Annotated in this window: 19 protein-coding genes and 1 pseudogene; all 20 read left to right on the plus strand. The window is 41.4% G+C overall.

All coding sequences use genetic code 11. The annotated features are described in order from the left end of the window. Positions 1-1021 precede the first annotated feature (1021 nt). On the plus strand, positions 1022-2302 hold the full coding sequence (locus ACFO4R_RS09380) for a sugar ABC transporter substrate-binding protein (protein ID WP_379788840.1): 1281 nt from the start codon (positions 1022-1024) through the stop codon (positions 2300-2302). 190 nt (positions 2303-2492) lie between these two features. Beyond that, positions 2493-3377 carry a carbohydrate ABC transporter permease gene (locus ACFO4R_RS09385; RefSeq protein WP_379788841.1) on the plus strand — a complete coding sequence of 295 codons (885 nt, stop codon included), beginning with the start codon at positions 2493-2495 and terminating at the stop codon, positions 3375-3377. Further along, on the plus strand, positions 3358-4197 hold the full coding sequence (locus ACFO4R_RS09390) for a carbohydrate ABC transporter permease (RefSeq protein WP_379788842.1): 840 nt from the start codon (positions 3358-3360) through the stop codon (positions 4195-4197). Before ACFO4R_RS09385 ends, ACFO4R_RS09390 begins: the two co-directional genes overlap by 20 nt. 359 nt (positions 4198-4556) lie before the next feature. Then, on the plus strand, positions 4557-5348 hold the full coding sequence (locus ACFO4R_RS09395; RefSeq protein ID WP_379788843.1) for a TspO/MBR family protein: 792 nt from the start codon (positions 4557-4559) through the stop codon (positions 5346-5348). A 293-nt stretch (positions 5349-5641) separates the two neighbouring features. Further along, positions 5642-6013: a DsrE family protein gene (locus ACFO4R_RS09400; protein ID WP_379788844.1), complete on the plus strand. Its 372-nt coding sequence runs from the start codon at positions 5642-5644 to the stop codon at positions 6011-6013. A 945-nt stretch (positions 6014-6958) separates the two neighbouring features. Next, entirely contained in the window at positions 6959-7444 is a 486-nt protein-coding gene (locus ACFO4R_RS09405; RefSeq protein WP_379788845.1) for an HD domain-containing protein, read from the plus strand. 766 nt (positions 7445-8210) lie between these two features. Continuing rightward, positions 8211-9203 (plus strand): YeiH family protein, encoded by a 993-nt coding sequence (locus tag ACFO4R_RS09410; protein ID WP_379788846.1) that lies wholly within the window; start codon positions 8211-8213, stop codon positions 9201-9203. A 441-nt stretch (positions 9204-9644) separates the two neighbouring features. Beyond that, entirely contained in the window at positions 9645-10088 is a 444-nt protein-coding gene (locus ACFO4R_RS09415; protein ID WP_379788847.1) for a ferritin family protein, read from the plus strand. Positions 10089-10453: 365 nt separating this feature from the next. Continuing rightward, on the plus strand, positions 10454-11404 hold the full coding sequence (locus tag ACFO4R_RS09420; RefSeq protein ID WP_379788848.1) for an L-threonine 3-dehydrogenase: 951 nt from the start codon (positions 10454-10456) through the stop codon (positions 11402-11404). A gap of 485 nt (positions 11405-11889) precedes the next feature. Continuing rightward, positions 11890-13077, plus strand: a complete 1188-nt coding sequence (locus ACFO4R_RS09425) for a glycine C-acetyltransferase (RefSeq protein ID WP_379788849.1) — start codon at positions 11890-11892, stop codon at positions 13075-13077. 344 nt (positions 13078-13421) lie between these two features. Next, positions 13422-14363, plus strand: a complete 942-nt coding sequence (locus ACFO4R_RS09430) for a phosphoglycerate dehydrogenase (protein ID WP_379788850.1) — start codon at positions 13422-13424, stop codon at positions 14361-14363. Between the two features lie 244 nt (positions 14364-14607). Further along, the gene (locus tag ACFO4R_RS09435; protein ID WP_379788851.1) at positions 14608-16002 is read left to right on the plus strand and encodes a hypothetical protein; all 1395 of its coding nucleotides are present in this window, start codon (positions 14608-14610) and stop codon (positions 16000-16002) included. 799 nt (positions 16003-16801) lie between these two features. Continuing rightward, positions 16802-17524: a CRISPR-associated endoribonuclease Cas6 gene (cas6, locus tag ACFO4R_RS09440; protein WP_379788852.1), complete on the plus strand. Its 723-nt coding sequence runs from the start codon at positions 16802-16804 to the stop codon at positions 17522-17524. Between the two features lie 13 nt (positions 17525-17537). After that, positions 17538-19271: a type I-B CRISPR-associated protein Cas8b1/Cst1 gene (gene cas8a1, locus ACFO4R_RS09445; protein ID WP_379788853.1), complete on the plus strand. Its 1734-nt coding sequence runs from the start codon at positions 17538-17540 to the stop codon at positions 19269-19271. Beyond that, a complete protein-coding gene (cas7i, locus tag ACFO4R_RS09450; protein ID WP_379788854.1) occupies positions 19264-20148 on the plus strand; it encodes a type I-B CRISPR-associated protein Cas7/Cst2/DevR in 885 nt (294 codons plus the stop codon). The genes cas8a1 and cas7i overlap by 8 nt, the downstream gene beginning before the upstream one ends. Further along, complete coding sequence (cas5, locus tag ACFO4R_RS09455) at positions 20135-20935, plus strand: CRISPR-associated protein Cas5 (protein ID WP_379788855.1); 801 nt, start codon at positions 20135-20137, stop codon at positions 20933-20935. The genes cas7i and cas5 overlap by 14 nt, the downstream gene beginning before the upstream one ends. A gap of 15 nt (positions 20936-20950) precedes the next feature. Then, positions 20951-23254 carry a CRISPR-associated helicase Cas3' gene (cas3, locus tag ACFO4R_RS09460; RefSeq protein WP_379788856.1) on the plus strand — a complete coding sequence of 768 codons (2304 nt, stop codon included), beginning with the start codon at positions 20951-20953 and terminating at the stop codon, positions 23252-23254. Positions 23255-23574: 320 nt separating this feature from the next. Beyond that, positions 23575-24258 carry a transposase gene (locus ACFO4R_RS09465; RefSeq protein WP_379788858.1) on the plus strand — a complete coding sequence of 228 codons (684 nt, stop codon included), beginning with the start codon at positions 23575-23577 and terminating at the stop codon, positions 24256-24258. A gap of 10 nt (positions 24259-24268) precedes the next feature. Beyond that, a complete protein-coding gene (locus ACFO4R_RS09470) occupies positions 24269-24913 on the plus strand; it encodes an IS4 family transposase (RefSeq protein ID WP_379788859.1) in 645 nt (214 codons plus the stop codon). Between the two features lie 322 nt (positions 24914-25235). Then, a pseudogene (locus tag ACFO4R_RS09475) lies at positions 25236-25789 on the plus strand (ParA family protein); the annotation flags it as partial.

The raw sequence follows: 25789 nt of genomic DNA on the forward strand, positions 1-25789 counted from the left end.
GAGCAGTTCATTTGGCATCGATCGTTTTATGGTTAAGATGCCTTGTTTAATTTGTGTAGACACGCTCTAGAAGTATTGGATTTTGTTTTCGGATTATAAACCGATTTAATGACGTAGAGAGATTTTGCATTTTTAGATTCGGAAACTTTCAAACGCATGGCGACCTCCTTTCCTATTCATTGTATTATAACACATTACGAGACATTACGCAATAATAAATTATAAAATTTGACAAAAAAATAAAGCATTTAGAATGCTTATAGTGATTTTTTCCCTTTTAAACTGTCAAACTCCCGGGTTGACCTTTGCAATGATTCGGTATTGCTTTAAAGCAGTAGGAAGACTTTTTTAAAAGCCCGAACCAAGTATATATTGATAAATCTTATTATCTATGCTATTATAAAATAAATATATGTATGCAATTGAAATTTCAGGGTTCAACTTTTTATGTGAGGGCTCAAGCAAAGGAAGGCTTCAGAGCATACTTTCCTTTTTCGATCCTGCTGTAAAAACAGTAGGATCTTAAAGAGATGAGATGGATTTGGTGTGTTCGGAAGAACGAGCGGCATTTTAGGGGACGTTCAAAGGGAGGTTTTCAAACTTCTTCACAGAGCAGGTCCCTTGCAGTCAAAACAGAGACGAAGCGGATAAGGTTCTCGGGTGTTCAGTGTCCGCTTTGTTCTTTGTGTTGACAAAATGCTGTTATCCGATTGTAAGTCTATGTCTATCTAATCGATTGGGATCGGCAAACGTATTCTACACCTTCGTTGTAAGGCGGAGCGGTTGATGGAAGGATTCTGACTTTAATGTATCAATGCACCGGAAATATCATAAGTTTCAAATATCCGCTTGTGGAAAAAACTTATTTGATATGACGGTTTGAAAATGGGGATTGTATGAGAAGACGGTGTGCCGATACGCGGATAAGCAGCTTCTTTGTAGGAGTTGTTTGGCCTTCACAAGTAATACAGGCCCGATGAGGTTTTGGAGCATACAAATAAGAGAGGATAAGGAGAAAAGGATGAAAAGATTTACAAAGATGTTATTACCCCTTGCCATGACGGCTCTTCTCGTAGCAGGGTGCGGACAAAAAGCGGAGCAACCGGCATCGGAGCCTGCGGAAACAACACAGACGCAAGAAGCGCAAGAGAAGGAGATCAGCTTTATGATTCCGGATTGGGGTGTCCCCAACGAGGAACTTCTTGCAGAGTTCGAGAAGGAAACGGGGATTAAGGTAAACGTTAACACGGTAGGCTGGGACGATATCAGAAATAAGATCTCGACTGCAGCGGTGGGCGGAGAGGCTGCTGCCGATGTCGTTGAAGTGGACTGGTCTTGGGCAGGAGAGTTCCATGCAGCGGACTGGCTTGAACCCATCACATTGTCGGAAGAAGAGATCGCCGATATGCCTTCCATCGCCCCCTTCGTTATAGATGGAAAGGTACTTGCCGTACCCTATGCGAATGACTATAGAATTGCTTATTACAACAAGGATATGTTTGAGAAGGCGGGTATCACTTCAGAACCAAAAACTTGGGATGAAGTCATTGCAGCGGCTAAGGCTTTGAAGGAAAAGGGCATTGTCAAATACCCGATCACCATGCCGATGAATGCGGATGAGTCCGCGACGACTTCGATGGTGTGGATGGCTCTGTCGAGAAACGGTGTTGTGTTCAATGAAGACGGGACCTTGAACAAGGACAGCATGCTCGATGCACTGACCTTTGTTGATCAAATGGTAAAAGATGAGCTGATTGATCCTGCAAACCAAAGCGGTTCGGGAATGGACGCTTATCGCAAGATCACTGCGGGAGAAGCGGCATTCATGGTAGGACCGACTTCCTTTGTATCCCGAGTCAACGATGAGAAAGAATCCACTGTAGTCGGTCAGGTTGTTCCGATCCTTCTTCCGGGAAGAACGGCTACTTCCGATAAGACCTATGCGTTGCCCGAAGCAATCGGGATCTCCAAACTCTCCAAAAACAAAGAGGCTGCGGAGAAGTTCGTCAAGTGGTATACTTCTGCACAAATGCAGGTAAAACTGAACGGGACCAACAACACGATTCCCACGAGAAATACGGTATTGCAACAGTTGATCGATGACGGAACGATCAAAAATTCCGGAGCTATGCTTGAGCAGGCCAAATTGATCATATCACCCTTCACAACAGGAATTCCCGCATATTATTCCGAGATGAGCAATGCGATGTACAACAACATCAACTCGATGGTAACGGGCAATGCTACGCCGGAGGAAGCCTTCAATGCGATGGATGCAAAGATCAAAGAATTATTGAAATAAAAAAGGGGCAAAGCCTTCTCTTTGGATGGAAAGGAAGGCTTCAATCCCAAAAAGCGAGGAAGGACATCCCCTCAAAGAGGGTGTTTCCCTTCGGATATAAAGATTGGTACTGAAGATATCTCAAGATGTTTAACAATTTAAGCGTCTTGAGATTTTCTTGCAAAATATAAGAAAAAAGGTTGGAACTCTTATGGAACGAAAAAAATACACCCCCTATCTTTTACTTTCTCCCATGATTATAGTTATGGGAGCTCTGGTATTTTATCCGATACTGGTCACTTTTTGGTACAGTCTGCACAGGATGAATTTGACCAAACCGGCAGAATATGCCTTTATAGGGGTTGAGAACTATCTCAAAATTTTATCGTCCAATGGATTTTGGCATGCGTTTTCAAACAGTGCCTTTGTTCTGGTTCTCGTTGTAGGTTTTTGTATTATTGTGGGCTTTGCGGTGGGTCTCGCCTTGAGCAGGAAGACGAAGGCAAGTGGTTTTCTCCTTGCCCTTTCAATCGTTCCATGGGCTCTTCCGGGTATCATCAACGGAATTTTGTGGAGGTTTATTTTTTATTCCGGAAACGGATTGGCAAATAGGATATTGTTGAACCTTCACATGATCGAAGAGCCTTATCAATGGTTGGGGAATCGTTTTGTAGCTTTGGGTATCATTTCTTTTATCACGGTGTGGCGTCATGTGCCCTTCTGTTCGATTGTGTTCTTGGCCGCCATCCAATCGATTCCCAAGAGTACATTGGAAGCGGCCAGAATGGATGGAGCAAATAAGATAAGAGAGATTTTTCATATCGTTATTCCTATGATATCCTCTTCGTTCAAGATTGTCTTTGCAACAAGTGTATTGCAGGCGGTCAATGTTTTTGATGAGATCGTGGCCTTGAGCGGATATCGGGACCTCACCAAGACCCTTCTTATCGAAAACTATCTGACGACCTTCAGTTTTCTGGACTTCGGTAAGGGGAGCGCTTTGGTATATTTGATCATGTTGTTTTCGGGTTGGATAGGTTTTGTGCATATCAGCAATTTGACGGGAGGGAAGAAGGTTGAAAAAACAAAGGTATAACATCATCTATATTCTTGTGTTGATAGGCATCGCTCTTCTGTCGGCAGTCCCCATCCTGTGGGCGTTGGTCCTGAGCCTGACTCCCGAATATGAAATGTTCAAGTCGACGGGATCCTTCCTGCCCGGTGAAATGACTTTTGAGAACTATGCCCGACTCTTTCAGAGCGGAAACAGCGATTCGAAGATCTTCTATCAGGCGATGATCAATTCCATCAATCTTGCCGCTTACACCATAGGCGTGGGACTTCCGCTGTGTACCTTGTCCGCGTATGTACTTACAAAAATGGAGTTTGGGGGGAAGGAGGCTGTGAAGAAGGTTTTGATTTTTACCATGGCGATTCCGGTTTTTATGACGATCACCCCGCTGTACAAGATATTTGCAAGTCTTCGTCTTTTGAATAACCTGTTCTGGATCAGCGTCATCTACGTTACCGCCTTCCTTCCTCTCGGAACTTGGCTGTTGTCGATCCACTTTGAAAGTATCCCCGCCGAGATCGAAGAGGCGGGACGGATCGACGGGGCGAGCCGACTTCAGATCTTCTTCCATCTTTTGTTGCCGCTTTCGCGTTCGATGATGTTCTCGGTGTTTCTAATCGTGTTTATCATGGCGTGGAATCAATTCCAGATCCCGCTTATCTTGGCGTCCAATGCAGTTTCCAAGCCAATCTCGGTTGCTGTATCGGAGTTTGTATCCAAGGACAGTGTGCGTTACGGGATCACGGCGGCTTCGGGACTTCTTGCCATGCTCCCTCCCGTTTTTCTCGCCGTCTTGTTTAAGAAGTACATTATCCTCGGGATCGCTGGCAAGGATATGGACTGAAGATTAGAAAATCCCTACAAAGGAATGTGTAAATTATTCTCGGTGTAATGCTATTACCTGTTGCATTGTCTGGTATACTGGCATATTGATATTTAGCCTTATTTCTTATCTCGGTTATAAACCGAAAGAATTCATATCAAAGTCGGAGAATCAATTCCTCACATATGTGATCGGTCAGGTCTACAAAATTTAGACTTTCAAAGAAGAGGGTGCACATTGAGGTTTCTGTCGATAGAAGCCGTTCGATTGACAGCATCCATCGAACAACTCTCCTTTTTTCAAAATGTTTCGAATTTAATCACAAAGGGTATAGTACCAGTATAGTTGTTTCAAATCAAAAACATAAAGGAGAACTTGCTATGAACCGAAAAACATCTACAAAATTCAGTCTTGTTTTATTCTTTGTTGTCATCCTGATCAATTATTTGACCGCTACCGGAAAGATTCCCGGACTTTCTCCCCAAAAAGAGATCTCGAGCCTCTATCATACTCCGATCACTCCTGCGGGTTTTGCTTTTTCGATATGGGGAGTCATCTATATTTTGCTGTTTGTCGCGATCCTTTATATGATAAAAATCTCTTCTGACAAGGGTCCCCGATCTTTCGCATTGGAGAAGCTGATTGTTCCTCTCCGGGCTCTGTTTGCCTTCAATATCATTTGGAACATTGTCTTCGGTTTGGGATGGATAGGGTTCTCCTTTGTTATGATCGTAGGGTACTGGCTTTCGCTTGTCGTTATAGGGATCAGTTTGGTAAAAACAAGAGCAGTTCTCAATCCGATTCTTCCCGTTGCTTTTGGACTTCACACCGGTTGGATCAGCATAGCAAGTGTTGTCAACCTCTATGCGTTTTTTGTAAAAATAGGATGGAACGGCATGGGTCTTCATCAGGATGTTTGGGTCATAATCACTATTGTCTTTGTGCTCTTGCTCGTGGCTCTTCTTCAAATTTGGCTCAAAAATCCGGTAACTCCCCTAGGTACCGCTTGGGCCTTCTTCGGCATCTATGCCAAGGAGGGAGCTGCATTTTCCGAATATCCTTTTATTCCCATACTTCTTTTGGCGGGGATCGTCCTTCTGTTTTTCTTCTCCGTGATGACCTTTATCAGGAACGGAAAGTCCTTGCTATTGCAGAGATTCGGGCATATATAGCAAAAGGGAGAACATCTGATTATCTATTAGCATTGACAGATTGAGCGCTTTGCAGCAGATCATCTTTCAAATTATTTTTTGGTAATAATATGTTCTGTATACCTGTCATTTCAAACGGAGAACATCCGATCTTCCTATGGTTTCATATATTTAGACCGATATATTCAAGAATGTATTCCGTTTTTTGAATGGTGAGCTGTTCTCGCGGAAAATCCTTCCTGCTGTGATTAAAGCCCGGTCAAGAGGGTATGTGTATAGATAAAGAATTTCAATTGAAAAAACAGGAGGTCATCATGAGAACGATCGATTTATTGATTACGTTAACGGCACACGAAAAGGATTCCAACAATGTTACCATCGCATTTACAATGGGTTTGAAGGCGGCACAGAAGGGACATGCAACGACCTTGGTCCTGCTGTCGGATGCAGTTCATCTTGCGTCTGCGGGATACGCGGACAAGATCGATGTCGGAGCGCCTTTTAAGCCAATCGCTGAACTTTTGCCGGCCTTTCTTGAAGCGGGAGGAAAGATTGCGGTCTGCTCGGCTTGTATGCAACACAACAATGTTTCCGAAGACAGTATTATCGAGGGCATCGAAGTGGTAAATGCCGATTTTGTCGTAGATGCACTGATGGAAGCGAAGAAGTCTCTGCAACTCAATTAGGGAAATACCACATAATTCGAAAAAGCAGAAGAAATTAAATTTTGGTCAAGCATACTCTCGAAGGTGTTGTTTGGAAAAAATTTCGATTCCTTTCCAAACAACAGGGAAATCATGTTTTGTCTTTGTGTGCCAACTTCCTTAGTATAACGGTATATTGCTCATCAGGGAAGTGGCATAAAATTCAAAAGAACAGAGTGAAACGTGTTTGACAAGCAAATCAAAAATCGTAAACACATTCGTTTTGATACTATTCTTCCTTTGGGTTGTGGATATAAATAATATGTGACCATAGAAGATAAACCGATTTTTCATAAGTTAAAAAAAGGATATATCCATGCTTTTATTGGAGAATAGTATGAGAGATCGTTGTGCTTGGCAAAACAATATAATGGGCAGGATCTATCCTTGTCCGGTATTTTTTTAGGAAAATTAAGGCGATAAGGTTCTTATTTCGGGACTTATCGCTTTTTATCTACATAGGACAAAGAACGAAGAGGAGAGGCGAACGTTTGATCAGTGCTGTTCTTTGACGAAAATTTTGCAGCCTATTTTGTGAAAGGCAGTGTTTGAAGTGCTTGACCGATCAGCATTGTTCTCTGATAGAAGTTTGGTCATCTCTGTTCTGCGATCACGAAAATTCGTTTCATCTCCTCTGGAGTACAAATCTCTGATAGCAATAGTTCGAATGAATAAATAGCGTGAAATTCGGAAGCGACAGATCCCGCAGATACAGAAAAACATTTCATTATCGGCAGAGTGCAGGTCATCGATATCAATGGTTTAGACAGATAAGAGTACTTCAATCCTGTAATTTTACAAAAGATTTTGTGGCTTGCGATGTTTGGAGCGTGTGTATTTCAGGGATATGCTTCTATGGTTCTACAGCTTTACGAAAGACCTTTCTCTTGGTACAATAAGATACAATCTGTAAAGGAGGAAAGAAAGATGACGGTTTCGCAAGTAATGGAGAAAATGATTCTGTATTCCGAGGGAAATCTGACGGATATCAACCACTTTATGAAGGTTTATGCTCTGGCAAAGACGATAGGAGAACGGGAAGGGCTCGATCAAAAAACACAGAAGATTCTTGAGGTCGCGGCCATCATCCATGATATCGCCTGCCCTCTCTGCCGTGAAAAATACGGAAGCACAAACGGGAAACTTCAGGAAAAGGAAGGCGGAGCGCTTGCCCGAGCTTTTTTGAAAGAGGCGGGGGCACAGGAGGATCTGGTCGAGAGGGTGGTCTACCTTGTCGAACACCATCACACCTATACGGGAGTGGATGGTTTGGACTACCGCATCCTGTTGGAGGCCGATTTTCTGGTCAATGCGGCAGAAGGCAATATTTCTCATATGTACAGTGAAAATGTGAAGGGGAATTTGTTTCAAACACCTTCGGGTCTGCGTCTGCTTGAGAGTATGTTCCCGTAAAGTTGCGGAAATGGCACAAGGAGGAAGGTTGAGTCGATATCGAGAAAAGGACTGCATTTTAGTAGCTCTTTTTCAGTTGGAGAAGCATAGTACGATAACTCAATACTATGCTTTGATAAAATAGTGGCATATCTGTACTTGTACTATTGTATTAATTATCGGTATTTAACTTTGTCGTGTATCTTCGCTATAAATCCAAAGAAGTCCTATCAATGTCAGAGGTATTATCAATTTCAGAGTGCCATTACACTGTTATTTATTAGGGAAACGTCGTGCAAAGGTAAGTTTTTGATTGTTCTCCGGTTTTATGAAATATGAAGATCTGTCAATCAATATTTTTAAGAATTTTATCCTTGGTATAAAATTGATTTACTATTCACAGTCTCAAAAAAAGATAGCCTTTCAGTTATCTAAAAACAAGCAGAGGAAAGAAAGGCGGGTTCCGTTTCAGCTTTGAACGATTTTTGTTACTGCCTGCATGAGATATGTTATAATAAACAAGTTAGGTTTGGAGAATGCAAATCGACTTTCTCTCTTCGTAAGATAAATATCGTCTTTTGTCGCAGCAAACAATTTATACTACTATTCTTTTGAACAGTGGATATAAACAATCTGTGACCCATAGAAGACAACATAGTTTTTCGTCATCGAAAAATAGATATATCCACACTTCTATTGAAAAATAGTATTAGAGGATTCTCTCCCTTCTTACAAGAGGAGAAGAACTTTAACCCTTACATAGGTAAGACATACTAAGGAGGCAGAAATGAAAAAAATACCGGGAATACTTATTTGTTTTTTGATCGCAGGGCTTGCTTTGTATCCGGGAACCAGATTCCCCGTAGTGGGAGCTCCTGTATTTGCGATATTGACGGCGATGTTGTTGTCGCCGTATTTCAAAAAGAGAGAACTCTTCAAAGAGGGGATCGCCTTTACAAGCAAGAAGATATTGCAGTATTCGGTTGTCCTGCTCGGTTTCGGGATGAATATCCATCAAATCTTACAAAGCGGCAAACAGTCGTTGCCGATCATTTTATCAACCATCAGTGTCGCGCTGATTGTTGCGTATCTTTTGACAAGGTTTCTCAAACTCAATCGTAACACGGGTATTCTTGTGGGAGTGGGATCGTCAATCTGCGGAGGTTCTGCAATCGCTGCGACCGCTCCCGTGATCCGGGCACAGGATGACGAAATAGCCAAGGCGATCTCGGTCATCTTCCTCTTCAATGTGATGGCGGCTCTTCTGTTTCCGACGTTGGGCTCTCTCATCGGTTTTACGAATGAGGGTTTCGGCATCTTTGCGGGAACCGCGATCAACGACACCTCTTCGGTAACGGCGGCAGCCTCGGCTTGGGATGCCCTTCACAACTCCTCCGCCTTGGAAGTGGCGACCGTTGTCAAGTTGACGAGGACCCTTGCCATTATCCCGATTACCCTGATATTGTCGATCTACGAGGGCAAAAAAAACAGCGACAGCACACAGAAGTTGAAGTTCTACAAGCTGGTGCCGAACTTCATCCTGCTGTTTGTTCTGGCATCGATCATCACGGGATTTCTTCCCATCCCCAAGGAGCTTCTCTCCAAGACAAAGTATCTGAGCAAGTTTATGATCACGATGGCTATGGCGGCGATCGGTTTGAACACCGACCTTGTTAAACTGATCAAAACAGGAGGAAATGCGATTTTGGTCGGCTTCGTATGCTGGGTGTGTATCACCCTTACAAGTATTGGGATGCAGGTTTTGACGGGACTTCTTTAGAAGATAAAAAATGAGTATAGAGTTGTGAAGTTTCGATTGAGGTAGTTTTTAGGTAAGAGCGCATAATCTAATGAGGAAAGGAATTTATTTTTCGGATGAACATCTTCTCTAGTGTATTGATATACAGATAGTTATCTTTGTTCTCTGTCTTGGTTATGAACCAAAAGAGTTCATATAAAAGTTCGAATTACAATGGATTTCGATGCGCCATTATACTAGTGTCTGCATTTGACAGGCTCTCTGTGTTTTTTAAAACAGTGGAAAGGTGATTTTATATCTTTGCACAGGGCTTCCCCTATAAGAGCGCTTTGGAGGATGAAGAACTGTGAAGGGCGATTTTTTGGAAATAAATATCAACTTCCTATAAGATATGGATGGAAATTTAAGACTAAATAGGGTACAATAGTAGGAATTGGAGAAATAGGAAAGGATGATTGGAAGATGAACTTGCTGATAGAGCATATCGTGGATCTGATGATGAAGATCGAGCATTTGGGAGATGAGATGTATCGAAGACTGATGGAGCAGGCACAGACGGAAGAACTGAAGTCCCTGTTTTTTGATCTGGCGGGACAGGAGCAGGAGCATTACCGCATTTATAAAGAGCTTCGAGAGAGTCTTCTCGTAGAAGGTTTGCCCAAACTCTCCGAAGAGAGGGAAGCGTATCTGAATCAGCTGATTAAAGACACTCTTCTCGTGCTTGATTTGAGTAAGACGATCACGACGATGGAGGAAGGGGTCAAGCATGCTCTGCGGATGGAGAAGGAAACGATCCTGATGTTGTATGAGTTAAGAGCCTTGATCCGCGAGGAACACTACCCTGTTTTGGATAAGATTATAGAAGAAGAACAAAAGCACTTTCTCTGGATTATGGAACGTGCATAAAGAAGTCCCCGTTTTTAAAGACGGGGTTTCTTTTTTGGAATTATATGATATTGCAGCAGTATAATACTATTCTTCTTTTGAGTTATAGATATAAACAATCTGTGACCATAGAAGATAGACCGATGTTTCGTGGGTTGAAAAATAGATATATCCATACTTCTATTGGATATTGGAAAATAGTATTAGATATTTTTGTATTCAACCTTATACTCTGAAAGTGTGTGTAGGAGTGGTTTTCCAAGGAAGTTTAAGTTTTCTTTAAATTTTAGAGTGCGAAGAAGAAAAAAAGATGATATAATAAGTCTGTAAAAATAACGTTTTTATAAGTAGAGTGTACGCTTATGACGAACAGATGGAGGCAAGCTATGAAAAAGATATTGATCACAGGAAGTCTTGGGCAGATCGGAACCGAACTGGTCATGGAACTTAGGAGACATTATGGAAACGACAGGGTAATCGCAAGTTCGATTGAAGAGGACTGTCCCGAGGAAGTCAGGGAAAGCGGTGTATACGAAGTCGCGAACGTACTTGACGCAAACAGGATAGCAGAACTTTGCGATAAGCACGGGATCGATCAGATTGTTCATCTTGCAGCTATTTTGTCCGCCGTTGCGGAACATAAGCCGCAGTTTGCGTACAATATCAATATGAACGGTCTGTATAATATTCTTGAGATCGCAAGGGAGAAGAAGATCGCCGTGTTTACTCCCAGTTCTATTGCGGCCTTTGGACCTTCGACACCCAAGGAGATGGTTCCTCAGGATACGATCCAGAGACCCACGACGATGTACGGGGTGACCAAGGTGGCAGGCGAGCTCTTGTGCGACTACTACCACAGAAGGTTCGGTGTCGACACAAGAGGAGTCCGTTTTCCGGGTCTGATCTCTTACAAGGCCCTTCCGGGCGGAGGAACGACGGACTACGCGGTAGACATCTTCTATGAGGCGATCAAAAATAAGAAATATCGTTGCTTCCTCGAAGAAGGGACAAGGATGGATATGATGTATATGCCCGATGCTTTGAAATCGATCCGTACGCTTTTGGAGGCGGATCCTGAGAAACTGGTACATCGCAACGCCTTTAATATCACAGCGATGAGCTTTGCACCGGAGGACATCGCCGCAGAGATCAAGAAACATATCCCCGACTTCGACTTCGGTTACGAGGTAGATCCGATTAAGCAGGCGATCGCCGATTCTTGGCCTAGCTCTTTGGACGATTCTGCTGCAAGAGAAGAGTGGGGCTGGAATCCGGACTATGATATCGCGGCCATGACCGAAGATATGATCGAAAAATTGAGCTTGAAATTGAAATAGGGAAACACCGCATAATGCAAAAAAATCAGCCTAAAATCGATTTTATATGAGGGATGAAATTCTTGAAAACCATGGTACGAGAGACGTTCGTATTTTATGAACTCGGAGGGAGACAGGGAGGTTGCTCTCTTCCCTTAGAGGTATTGAATTGACAAAATTTCATTTTTGCAAATTCATAGAAAAATCGAGATCTCACGGTTGTGAGGTATTAGCATAGGTTTATACAGGGCAAAGGCTGTCCTGCGAAATATCGATATGGAGGAAGATCGCTTTTTCCGCTGAGGAAGGGGGATCTCCAAAGGATGTATAAATGCAGAATCCTCTTTCATATTATCCTCCGCTTGAAATGTCGGGCCATAGAATAGATCATTCCGAAAAGGTTCGGATGATCATACACTTCAAAGGCGGGAGAAGTCAGGTCAAACGGATGATGGTATGAGAGGAGGGCAGAGTTAAGTATTTGTAAGAACCGAAGGAGGTTTATGATGTCTGTACACGATATGGAACAGTTGAAGAAAAAGGTGGACGAGCTTAAGGAAACCGGTCTTTATAAGGAGGTTCGTTCAATTGACGGGCCCAATGAGGCGGAGATCGTCCTGGACGGAAAAAAGGTCATCAACCTTTCGTCCAACAACTATTTGGGTTTTTCTAATCATCCGAGGCTGAAAGAAGCTGCGAAACGTGCTATCGACAAGTATGGTGCGGGTGCCGGAGCGGTTCGTCCGATCATCGGAAACATGACCATCCACGACGAGTTGGAAAAGCTGTTGGCGGAGTTCAAGAAGGAAGAGGCGGTACTGGTTTTTCAATCCGGTTTTAACTGCAATGCGGGAACCATTCAAGCGGTGACTGAAGCGGGAGACCTCATCTTATCCGATGAGTTGAACCACGCATCCATCATCGACGGAGCACGTCTTTCCAAGGCGAAAAAAATGACCTTCAAGCATTCCGATATGGAGGACTTGGAGCGTATCCTCAAGGAGAGCAGAGATCAGTACACCAATGTCCTGATTATTACTGACGGGGTGTTTTCGATGGATGGAGATATTGCCAAACTGCCGGAGATCGTAGAGCTTGCCGAAAAGTACAACTGCATGACCTACGTCGATGATGCTCACTCCAGCGGGGTACTGGGCAACTCCGGAAGAGGAACGGTGGATCACTTCGATCTTCACGGAAGGGTAGATTTTACCATAGGTACATTGTCCAAGGCGATTGGAGTTGTAGGGGGCTATGTTGCCGGCAAGAAGGTGACCATCGACTGGCTCAAGAATAGAGGAAGACCCTTCCTATTTTCGACGGGGATGACTCCTTCGGCGGTAGGCTCCTGTATCGAAGCGATTACGATGCTCAAGGAGAGCACCGAATATACGGACAAGCTTTGGAAGAATGCGAGATATTTCAAGGACAAAATCTCAAAGCTCGGATACGATATCGGAAACAGCGAAACACCGATTACTCCGGTCATCATAGGAGATGAGGCTTTGACCGGCGAGTTTTCTAAGAAACTTTTTGAAAACGGTTTGTTTGTCAGTCCCATTTTGTTCCCGACCGTACCTAAGGGAACGGCAAGAGTTCGTTGTATGGTTACCGCAGGTCACTCGGAAGAGCAGTTGGATAAAGCAGTTGAAATATTTGAAAAAGTCGGAAAAGACATGGGGATCCTCAAGTAGGCTTCCATCATGAGAACCATTGCCCGATTGAAGGGGACGTGAGCTCGATTTTATCAGGTTTGAGGGTGGTGCAAGCGTCGCAGGATCTAAAACCGATCCCAAGGTGCTGTAAGGGGTAATGGAATAAAATGTCAAAATGAGCCCTGCTCTTTTGAAAGTAGATAATGTGTAGATAGGGAGACACCGCCGTTTCGTAAGAAGGCGGTGTTTTTCCGTTCTATTTCAGTATGGGATCTTGGTTATACAATTGTTTGAAGAAGGGTTTGAACAGGTATGAATGAAGATAAGGGAAATAAAGTTTATACGGATAGAAAACCCATAAGGACAATAACAGGAGGAAGAATATGAAGGCGTTGTTTTCTGTAGATTACGGCAAGGAAAAATTCGATAAGTTAAGAGAGTTGGGATATGAGATTCAAGTGATTGACGAAAAAACCATCAGGGAGGAGGACTTTCCCTATGATGTCGATGCATATGTGTGCTTTGACCCCTTTTATAAGATTGATATGGATAAGTTTGAGCACTTAAAACTCCTGCAACTCACAAGCATAGGTTTTGATTTTGTACCCAAGGACAAAATCAGACAGAAGAAGATTGTTTTGACCAACAACAAGGGGGGCTACTCCATCCCGATGGGAGAGTTCATCGTCTTCAATCTTCTTCAGTTTGCGAAGAACAATCGCAAACTGATGAAACAGCAGGAGGAGAAAAGGTGGAAACAGGACTTTACTTTGACGGAGCTCTACGGTAAGAGCGTTATCTTTCTCGGGACGGGTACAATCTCCACGGAAGGAGCAAAGAGGCTTCAAGGGTTTGGCATGAGGGTGATAGGTATGAACACAAAGGGAACAGCTCAGGAGTATTTCGACGAGGTGTATCCTTTGGAGCAATATAAAGAGATCTTTCCGAAGGCGGATTATCTAATCTGTGTCCTTCCGCTCACAGACAGCACAAGATATTTTCTGGATAAGGAGAAACTCTCTCTTCTTCCTGCACATGCAAACTTTATCAATGTATCCAGAGGACCTTTGGTCAAGGAGGCGGATTTGGTAGAAGTTCTCCGGGAAGGGAGGATAGCCGGAGCGGCACTTGATGTGTTTGAGGTCGAGCCTCTGCCTGAAGACAGCCCTCTGTGGGAGATGGAGCAGGTCTATCTCTATCCGCATACGACTTGGATCAGTGAGGCGATGAACGACAGACGCTTTGAACTCATCTACGAGAACCTGAGAAGGTTGAAGGATGGTCAGGAGCTTAAAAACGTCGTCAACCTGGACAGAGGATATTGATTTTCGCATGTTTATGCTATTCTCCGCTTAAAAGATCAAGTAAACAGAATTGTATATTTACCGGAAACGTTTTGAATGATTGTGGAATTTAAACTTCACGACCGTATAATCCTTTAATAGATAATAGCATAAACAGACAGTGTAATCCTGTATGGAGTCGGATGATTTCGTACAGGATTTTTTTTGTGATATAATGGAGGTAGAAGAACGAAAGACGATGAAAGAGTGCTAAGAGGTGAAGAAGATGAAACGATGGAAGAAAATCGCCGCCTTTGTACTGGCGGGAGCAGTCGGAGCATTACCCGGAAATACCCATGCAAATTCAGCTCAGATCTATTTTGAGGGCGGGACAGGGGTTGAGCATATCGTCCTGAAAGAAGACAGCCCGATACGGATAAACAGCGAAGAACTGACCTTTGATTTTGAAAAGGGAGAGGAAATAGAGGTTTACGGATATCGTTATCCCAACCTTTTTGCATCGGTGTACGTGAAGTATGAAATGGAGAACACCTCAGCTTCTCCTCAAAAGGTCGATATGGTCTTTCCCTTTGTGGAAGATATGGAAAGGGCCATCCCCTTCCTGGCTGAGGACAGGATCCATATCAAGGACGAAGAGACTCCGATCCCGTTCACCTTTCTGACGGCAAACTACTATGACGGGTATGAAAGCAAGGACCATTCCATTGAGGAGATGATCCGACAGTTGAAAGCGAGGAAGGAAAATACACCGGGAGAGTTTTTCAAGAAAAACGGGGTCAGGATCTATCGCTTTATACCGGCGAAAACGATACCTCGGGAAAAAGCGCAGATCGTCGTCACGGGGATCCTTGCTCCCGAGACAAAGGTCCTGGCGATTGGACCCACGCATAGAGAAGGCTTCCAAGGTACGAAGATGGAGATATCTTTTGCGACGGACAGCGACGACATCTTCCTCGTCTCCTTCGGAAAGGAGATCAACCTCCTGAAGGCGGAGCTTAAGAGTTGGGGGCCCGAAGAAGACAGAGATTTGGGAGAGGCGGGCAGTTTCGTTCCCTACGAAGAGGATGCGGAGAAGTTCTTGGAGACCTATTTCAGAAAGAAGTGGAAGGAAGAGCTGAGTAATAGATGGCAGCTGGAGAACGATCTTGGCGATACCTTTTGGAGGGAGTTCTGTACGGAACTGATGCAGTATCTCGAGGGGGAAAAGGTCTTGGTAGCGGAGGAGCTTATAAGACGGTTCACCGGCTCCAAGAAGGCAATCCTTCTTCAATACGGGATCTCCTTTGCTCCCAACGAAACAAAGACCGTTATTATCGAATATCCTACCACGAGCCATACCGACACGAGGGAGGATACTCACGAGATAGAATATCTGCTTCATCCCGCGAAGTATTGGAAATCCTTTGAGAACCTCACGGTCAATCTCATACCTCCAAAGAGTCATCCATATATCGTCGACAGCAGTATGAAATTTAAGAAGGAAGAAAGTGGTTACACAGCTTTTTCGCAACAGCTTCCTCAAGAAGATCTCCGCATCTTGTTGGGCACAAAACCCCATCTTCTGTGGAGGAAGAGGATGAAGAAATTTCTTGTGCCCCTCCTTATTGTCCTGTTGTATTTTGTGAGGAGAAGAGCAAACAGAAAAAGAAAAATGCAGTAGTATATTGACATATTGATATTCATTTCATATCCGGTTAGCACATCTGTATTATGGCTAGGATGCCAAATAAGGACGAACATCAATATGCCGCCGTAGTAATATGGTATAAGTTTGAGAGAAGAATACCGGTATTATGGAGACACCGTATAATTCAAAGAATCATCGTAAAATTACTTATATATAAGTATTGAATTTTTCTAAAGTGTTGATTTGACAAAGTTTCATTTCTTGCAAATCAATAGAAAAATCAAGATTTCATATTTGTGCGGTATTTCCTTATACCGATGGAAAAATTTTTGAATAGATTAATCGAACGAACGTTTATATGGTATAAATTCAAAGGAAAAGTCTCTTTCATTTGAACAAGGTTTTCTTATGATAATACATTTGTTGCAGAAGGAAAAAATAAGGGTTATGATTGTAGTGTCATAACCCTTTTCAGTATGATTCTATTATGGTTAGAGAAATACAATATAAATATATCTTTATATTACGGAATGTTTCTATTAGTGGTGGTTATATGCAAGATATAATTGATCTGTATTCCTGTAGATTCTGCAAAGTGTATATTTTCAGTAGAACAATAAGTGATAGGAGATAACCGGGAATACAGTATGTTGTAACGGAAAAGTTGAAGATGTAAAGGATTCATTTATTATAGTGAGAAGGGGGTTGTTATGTCAAAATACACAATATAACTACACTGGAGAATTAGTATTGATTCTTTTTTGTATACGAGATATTATTATCATAACAAAATTCCAGATTGCAAAATGGGGATCATGAAGGGAGGAAAAAGATGAGATATCAGGTTTTAGTTTCTTTGAATAAGGCGGAGATTCCGAAGGACAAAAACAGGATGATACTTTCTTTTATGAAACATTATTTTGAGGAGAGTGATGAAAGTTTTTTTGAATCATTGTATGTGGAGGGGGGAACTAAGCGTAAGGATTTCACGTTTTCCTTGTATATGGAACATTGCGAATTCTTGAGAGATACGATAAGGATACCGAGCAAAAGGATTTTTCTGAATTTTTCTACCTACGATTTATTGACGGGAATCCAGTTCTACAATGCTATGATTCGAGGACGGAAGAAGGAGTATGTCTATAAAGATGTCGGAATGAAGATCCAGAGGATAGAACTCAAACGAGAGACGACTTTTCGTGAAGACAAGGCAGTATTTAAAGCACTTTCGCCTTGCGTAGTAAGAGAGCATAACAAGGAAACAAATCGAGATTGGTTTCACAGTTTGAACTCCGAGGAGGGTAGAAAAATTTTTGTGGAGAATCTGAAATACCAGCTGTTAGATAGTATTCCTGAAGCAAGGTATGACGCAGATCAGATCGATATCTCTCTTATAAAAAACAAGGAGGTTAAGGTAAAGCATTATGGAATAGAGGTGTTGTCCAATCTCTGCATCTTTGAGATGAAGGCGAAACCGTATATCTTGGATTATTTTTATAAGGCGGGAGCAGGTTCGCTGAAAAGTACAGGTTTTAGTATGCTCTCATCCATATAAAGGAGGTGAAAAAATGGAGAACACCATAACGGTAAAAAACTCGGATTGGCTTTTTAACTGTGGAATCTTGGGCCTATATAACATTCTTACTTATAAAGGGGAGGATGAAGAGATTATACTTTCGCAGGATGAATTGAGATTTCCCGTTTCAAGTCTGGACGGATTTTCGGAAAAATATTTTCGTTATTTTATTGACATATATGAAAAGACCTTTTCCATTTATCGAATCACCTCATTCAAAGACTTTTTGGACAATCACATCAGTTCGAAATTTAAAGACTTCAATGGTTCAAGCTTACAAAAACTCAACCTTCAAATCGAACAGACAAAGAAATACTTGAAGAGTGACAGCTATGTAAGTGCCTATCCTTTGATCGACTGCGAGTTTGATCCTTTAAAAAAAGAGAAGGAGTTGAAGAAGATCTCACTGAAAAAAAAGGAGAACATCTATGATAAGCTAGATGAGGTTCGACTTCAGATGGATCTGCTTGGAGAAGTCATAAACTTCTTTGAACGAAAGGATGTAAGAAAGTATGTCGGTGGGAAAAACACGATGTATTCGATTATCAAAAATGCATGGGAAGGAATTAGTTTTATGAATACTCAAAACAAAAATCCTGATATGTATGATGAAATGGAGAATTACTTTGTGAATCCCTTAAAAGAGTATATTGAAGTTTCACAAGAAGAAAAAAAGAAATTTAAATATCAATGTATGACCTGTTCATCTAATATAAAGAATTTAAAGAATGGTATGGGTTTTATGAATAAAATTGGATTTGATATAGGGAAAAAAACCTCTCATGTTTGGGATTTTAATAATTACGTTGCGATTTGTCCGATATGTAGATTGGTGTACGCTTGTGTTCCTGCCGGTTTTTCTTATCTATATAACAGGGGTGTTTTTGTCAATTATTCTATGGATTTGGAGGAACTCAGAAGGATCAACAACCGCATAAAAAAAGATGTGATGTCCTCCTCCGAAAGCAAAACTTTGATTTATCAAGCATTGCAAAGACAGATGGACAAGGAGTTCAATGAAAATTCTGCCTATGAACTATCGGATGTTCAGCTGGTAAGGTTTGAGCGTGATCAAGATAAGAAGAGTGTTCACTACACTTTTAATATTTTAAGCAAGTCTGTTTTACTTACAGTTCAGAAGTCTAAAAAAGAGTTTGATAGGATACGCAATGTTTCTTTTGCGGAGGGAAAACATACCTTGTATCTTTATAATGAAGTTATGAAAAGGCTATTAAATAATGAAAATCAATTTCTGCTTATACAAAAATTAATGCACTATAAGCTGTCTATGCCCGAGAAGTCTTACAGTATGGCTACGGTAAGGGATGTCTTAAAAATCAATGTTTATTTTTTAGAGGAGGCGGGATACATGGAAAAGGGAGAAAAGGATATTATACAGATAGCAAAATCTCACGGTCATCATCTACAGAGAAGCTATGATACTTCGCAGGAAGAAGGTAGGACTCAGTCTAAGTACAACAGAAAGCTGGACGGCATTGCCTATCGGATGCTGAATGCACTTAAAACGAACAATAAACATGCATTTATGGATGTGATGATCAATGCTCATATGTATGTACAAAAGGAGGTTCCCTCCATTTTTGCACAATACTTGGACAAGGATTTGGAATTTAAGAATATCGGATATGCTTTTATTTCAGGTATGATCGGTTATTCCGGAAATAAAGAAGAAAATGAAGCTGAAGGAGGAAAGGGTAATGAATAATCAATTAAGTCCCAAAGGATTGACAGTTACGGTGATTTTTGAGGCGGAAAGTGCAAACTACGGAGAGTCGGTGGGCAATGTCGCTTCCCTTAAAAAAGTGGCGAGAAACAACGGGGAACAATACTCCTACATCTCCCGACAAGCACTCAGATATAATATGGTGGAGCAACTTGGAGAACCTCTTGCAGAGGTGGGTGCAGAAGGAAAGGGAGACAAAAAGGTGATCCAGTTCAAAAAGGATGCAACCATCAAGGATTATCCCGAAATCGACTTCTTTGGTTATTTAAAGACAGAATCCGGTACCGGAGGAAGAAAACGTTCTGCGAAAGTAAGGCTATCCCATGCGATTTCTCTGGAAACTTACAAGGGAGATTTGGATTTCCTGACAAATAAAGGTCTGGCGGATAGAATGAACGAAAATATGAATATTGCACAGTCCGAAATTCATAAATCCTATTATCGCTATACTTTGACAGCGGATCTGGACCAAATAGGAACGGATCAGGTTGATGAGATTGAACTTCCGAATCAAGAAAGATCGAGAAGAGTATGCAGGCTGCTCGATACCATTTCTCTGTTGTATCGAGATATCAGAGGACGGAGAGAGGATTTGAAACCTCTGTTTATCATAGGTGGAGTATATGACACTAAGAATCCGTTTTTTCACAATGTTGTAGATGTAAAGGATAAAAAGTTGGATGTCGATTCCATCAAGAATGTGATGTTTGAACAGATCAAACAGCATACACACAGTGCTTTGATTTCAGGGAAGTTCATCAATGATGAAGAGATTAAGAGCAAGTTGAAGTCAGTTACTATGCCTGAGTTTTTTGAACTGTTAAAGGGAGAGGTTCGTGATTACTATGAAGGCCATTAAAGTTCGCCTTTTTCAAGATTTGACAAATTATAAGAAGCCTACGAGTTTCCAGTTGAAGGAATCTTATCCTCTTCCACCCTATTCGACTGTAATAGGAATGGTACACAACCTGTGCCGATATGAGAATTATGTCGATATGCAAATCAGTATCCAAGGGAAATATATATCCAAAGTAAATGATCTTTATACGAGGTATGAATTTAAGAATGGTACGGAATTTAATCCCTCCAGGCATCAACTGAATGCGGATGGGTTCGGGATAGGGCAGGGGATTGCAACTGCGGAGCTTTTGTCTCAGGTAGAGCTCTTGATTCATATTTGTCCGACGGAGCAAGAGAGAGTGGAAGAGATTTATCGTGCTTTTTTAAATCCATGGGAATATCCTTCTCTGGGCAGAAGAGAAGATTTGGCTCTGATTACAGAAGTAAAGAGGACACAAATCTGTGAAAAGGAGTTGGATGAAAACAAATATATGCAAGATCATCACTACTATGCCTATGTGCCATTGAAGTATTACAAGACCACCGGAGGCAAGGACGAAATTTTGGAGTTCAGCTATTTGGGAGAATCTATTCATCGGAGCAAGCCGAAATCAGGGGTTTCAGCAAGAGGAACCAGATTTTTGTTGAATAAAGATTATTCTTTGCTAAATTACGGAAATTCCAAAACACCGAAGTATATTCGGGTATGGAACAGGGTGGAAGTACTCTACACATCGCATATATATGCAAGTATGGATTATGATTTGTTGAGCGATGAAGACGGAGAATTTGTTCTTTTGGCATAGAAAAGGAGGTAGGGCATGGGAGAAAAAATGTTTTTGGCAAAGTCTTTTCAAGAGGAGAGCATTCAAGAACATACGGACTGTTTGTTTGAGGAGTACAGAAGATTGAAACTTCTGTACCCTTCTTGCAAAGTAAACTGGGAGCTACTGGAGCTTGCTTGTCTGTATCACGATTTGGGAAAAATGAACCCAAGTTTTCAAGACAAGATTAGAAATAAGAAGGTATCCAATAAGGATATCCCTCATGGGATCCTCAGTACTTTATTTTTGGATGGCAGGGCTTTGGTAAAGAAATTTTCGAAAGAAGAGATCAAGCTTCTTTTCTCCTGTGTCTATTATCATCACGATAGAGAGAGCTTAGATCAGATAGAGGAACTGGATGATCTTGTTTCCAAAGAAATTCCGATTCTTGAAGAGGTAGTTAAAGACTTCAAGTATGAAAAAATCACAATTCCCTCAAAACTTTGCTTTAGAGAAGATTATATCTCAAGATTTGTAGAATATAAGGAGAGAGAGCAGCTCTTAAATTTTGTTTTATTGAAAGGCTTTTTAAATAGAATCGATTATGCGGCGAGTGCACATATCCCTGTTGAAAATCCCAATGACTTTTTGGAAAAGGGACTTGAGAACTTTATGAAGAAGGTAAAGATTCAAGCCGAAAAAGAAGGAAGGTCGGAACCCGATTGGAATGAACTTCAACTCTATATGAAGGCTCACCGGGACAAAAATCTTGTGGTTTTGGCTCAGACGGGAATGGGAAAGACAGAGGCGGGATTGTGGTGGATAGGAGATAACAAGGGTTTTTTCACCTTGCCTATCCGAACCGCCATCAATGCAATCTATAGAAGGATCAGAGAAGACATTTTGGATAATGAGAGCATAGACAGTCGTGTAGGTCTTCTTCACAGCGAAACCAAGGGAAAATACTTGGAACTGAAAGAGGAGATGGAAGCAAACAATAGGATAGATACAGTGATTGATTGGAATAACTACAATACCAGTACAAGACAACTCTCGTTGCCTCTTACGGTCTGTACATTGGATCAATTGTTTCCGGCTGTATTCAGATATAGAGGTTATGAGGCTAAACTTGCTACCTTATCCTATTCAAAGATTATCATTGATGAAATCCAGATGTATGGTCCTGAGTTGATAGGTTATTTGATTTGTGGTTTGAAAATGGTACAGGACCTAGGGGGAAAATTTGCAATTTTAACAGCTACTTTCCCCGGCTTTCTAAAAGAACTTATGGTGAAGTCGGGACTTCAGTTTGGAATGCCCGAAAAGCCCTTCGTTGATTCGCAGAAGATACGTCATAGTATTGAGTGGAGGAAAGAAGAGATCAAGAGTTCTTTTATCATGGAAAAATATAAGGGAAATAGAGTTTTGGTAATATGTAATACGGTCAAACAATGCCAATTGCTATATGAGGAACTTCTTGATTTGATGAAGTTGGATGAGTATGAACTCAACATACAACCGACTCTTGACAGAGAACTGAATCTGTTTCATGCAAAATTTATATACAGGGATCGATTGGAAAAAGAAACGTCTATTTTAGAATTCGGAAAATTGTTTAATAAAGACGGCCTTCCTAATGATAAGAAGGGGATTTGGATTACCAATTCTATTGCAGAAGCATCTTTGGATATTGATTTCGATGTACTTATTACAGAACTCTCTGATGTCAATGGACTGTTCCAGAGACTAGGAAGGTGTTTTCGAAAACGGATTTGGGACAGGTACGGATATAACTGCTATGTATTTGATGGCGGAGATGAAGTCTGTTCGGGAGTAGGATACAATATTGATAAAGAGATTTTTGAGTTGTCTAAAGAGCATTTAAGGGCTTATTTTGAGAAAGAAGCTTCTTGTGTCGATGAACAGAAGAAGATGGACTTGGTTGAAGAAATCTATGCTACTGAAAATATGAAGGAGCTTCAATATTATCAAACGGTATTGGATTGTATCAAACAGCCAGACTTATATTTACCGGGAGAAAAAAACTCCGCTCAAGCACAGAAGTTGTTTCGTAACATCAGTTCAGAGACCATCATCCCCTCTTGCGTTTATGAAGAGAATAGAGAAGAGATTCTTCTCCTTGAAGAAATTCTGTTAGGCAAGAACTTATCTCAAGAAGAGAAGACAAGGGCACGAGAAAAGTTAAAACTCTTTACTATGAGCGTGGAAGAGTACAGGATGACAAAAGCAAAACGAATCCGAGTTATTAGGCTGGGAAAATATGATGAGATTTATGTTGTAGAGGCAGAGTATGATGCGAACCGTGGTCTGATGAAAATATACATTCGGACGGAGAGTTAATCAGCAATATCATTTAATCTAAAGATAGGCTGTATCATTTCAAGAAAATGGAGAGAAAAATCAGCTTTTCACATATGTAATCATCAGCAAGGCTATGTGATGATTCTGTTGAGATACCGTATACATGAATTATTTGACTTCTTACGGCACCTAATCGGTTCTAAGATCGAGCCGTTTATCTAATTTTCTCAAACTTCGCACATAAAAAAGTGAAAAAAAGCTTGAAATAGCAATAAAAATCAAAAATAAAATAGCATGAAACCTTCCTATTTGGTATCATTGAATTACAACAAAAACAACACACAAAGGAGGATCATGCTATGAGCAGCAGTATAACACAAACCATCCAAAAAGAGAACGGAATTTCCCGATCGGTACAATTATTTTTTAAGCACTTTTCTATCTCCTCGGCCTTAAAAGCATCCAACGCCTACAAGAAAAAAGGGATCCCTGTTCTCTCGGTGTTTGAATATCTGTTCCTGCTTGCCTTCTCCAACCGAAGTCTCTACATGAGTTTGATCACTGAACGCCATACTCCAAGCTTTGCGAAAGATACCCTCTACCGATTTATGAAGAGCTCTCAGATCCACTGGATACGTTTTACAACCTTAGTTGCTTCTCGCATCATCTGCAATGCCATTGTCCCTTTGAACAAGGAGGATCGTGTGAATGTGCTGATCGTGGATGATTCCTTGGTGGAAAGAAACCGCTCTCAAAAAGTGGAACTTCTTGCAAAAACCTTTGACCATTCAAAACACAGATACTGTTTCGGCTTTCGTATGCTTACCCTCGGATGGTCCGATGGAAGTACGTTTCTTCCTGTCAACTGCTCCCTTCTCTCCTCCCAACAAAAGAAGAATCGAGTCAGAGAAGCACAGGAAATGGATAAGAGAAGCCTCGGATACAAGAGAAGGAAACGTTCTATGCAAAAAGCAATCGAAGTGATGCTTGAACTTCTTCGCTTCTCCAAGCAGCCTTCATTCGGTCAAAGCCATCGGCTATGAGGTAATCGCCATGGTACGAAAGAGTTCTAAGATGTTCTTTTGCTACCAAGGACAAGATCTTCCTCTAACCAAGATCTATGAGCAAAGCAAAAAGAGGAGAGGTCGAAGCCGATACCTACTTTCTGTGGATGTTGAGGTTGTCAAAGATGGAGAAGTTCTTCCTGCCAAAGTGGTATACGTTCGTAACCGAAACAAGAGAAACCAATATCTGTGTTTGATCTCTACCGATACCGCCTTAGAGGAAGAAGAGATCATCCATATCTATGGCAAGCGTTGGGACATCGAAGTATTCTTTAAAGTGTGTAAGAGTTCCTTAAAACTTGGCAAGGAATGTCGCTCTTTGTCTTACGATGCCATGACCGCTCACACGGCGGTTGTGTTTGTACGCTACATGATGCTTTCTCTCGAGAGAAGAGAAGATCAGTATAAGCGTTCGTTGGGGGAGCTGTTTCTATTGATTTACGATGAAATTTCGGATATTACATGGGTCGAAGCCTTCCGACATTTACTTGAGATGTTTGAGGCTCTTTTTCGCGAGCATACTACTCTTTGTGAAGAACACATAGAAGAATTGTTGCATACGTTTATAGATACTCTCCCTGCGTGTATCAAATCGTTTTTTGAGCCGATACCGCGACAGGATCTCGATAACTAAGAGGAGTCGGATATCGATGTTCCAATGTGTTTACAGGATAATCCATGTGCGAAGTTTGAGATAGAACCATACTGAAATGTAAATGAAACGCAAAATAGGATAGGGAAACTAAGATGTTGACTTATAATAGAACCATACTGAAATGTAAATGATTGTTCAAATTATAGGTAGACTTTGACCCTGTGTACTTATAATAGAACCATACTGGGCTTGAGTTATAATAGGGATACAAAGAAAAAACTTTGATAATAAGGAGTTTTCGGCACTGTATCCCTATTTTTTATACCTTAAAATACACCTCAAATAGAGAAAGGAGTCGAATATGGCAGAAATTATCACCGTTGCCAATCGAAAAGGAGGAGTTGGTAAAACAACGACAACATTAAACCTTGCATATTCATTAAAAGAACTCGGAAAAAAGTATTTGTCATTGACCTTGATCCGCAAGCGAATCTCACAAGATGCTTTGGCATAGAAAATACCAATGAACTTGCAGGCACGATAGGACATCTGTTAATGGCAGAATTAGAGGAAGAAAACTACTTGGCGAAGGGATATATCCTATCCTATGATGGCATAGACTTTATTACATCAAGCATTTATCTGTCCGTTACAGAAACGCAGATGAAAGCAGAAACCGGAAGTGAACGAATCCTATCAAGCATCCTTGAACCTATACGAGAGCAGTATGACTACATACTGATAGACACTTCTCCATCACTGAATATCTTGACCATCAATGCCCTTTGTGCATCGGATAGTGTGCTTATTACAGCAGATACGCAGTTGTTTGCAATCGTCGGAATTGTATTTGTCAAGCGAAAAATGGTCCAGGGATCTCATCGAAAAACGGCCCGTTATTTTAGCCACTCCCTC

The organism is Filifactor villosus (assembly GCF_042652965.1).
GTDB classification, from domain to species: Bacteria; Bacillota; Clostridia; order Peptostreptococcales; family Filifactoraceae; genus Filifactor; species Filifactor villosus.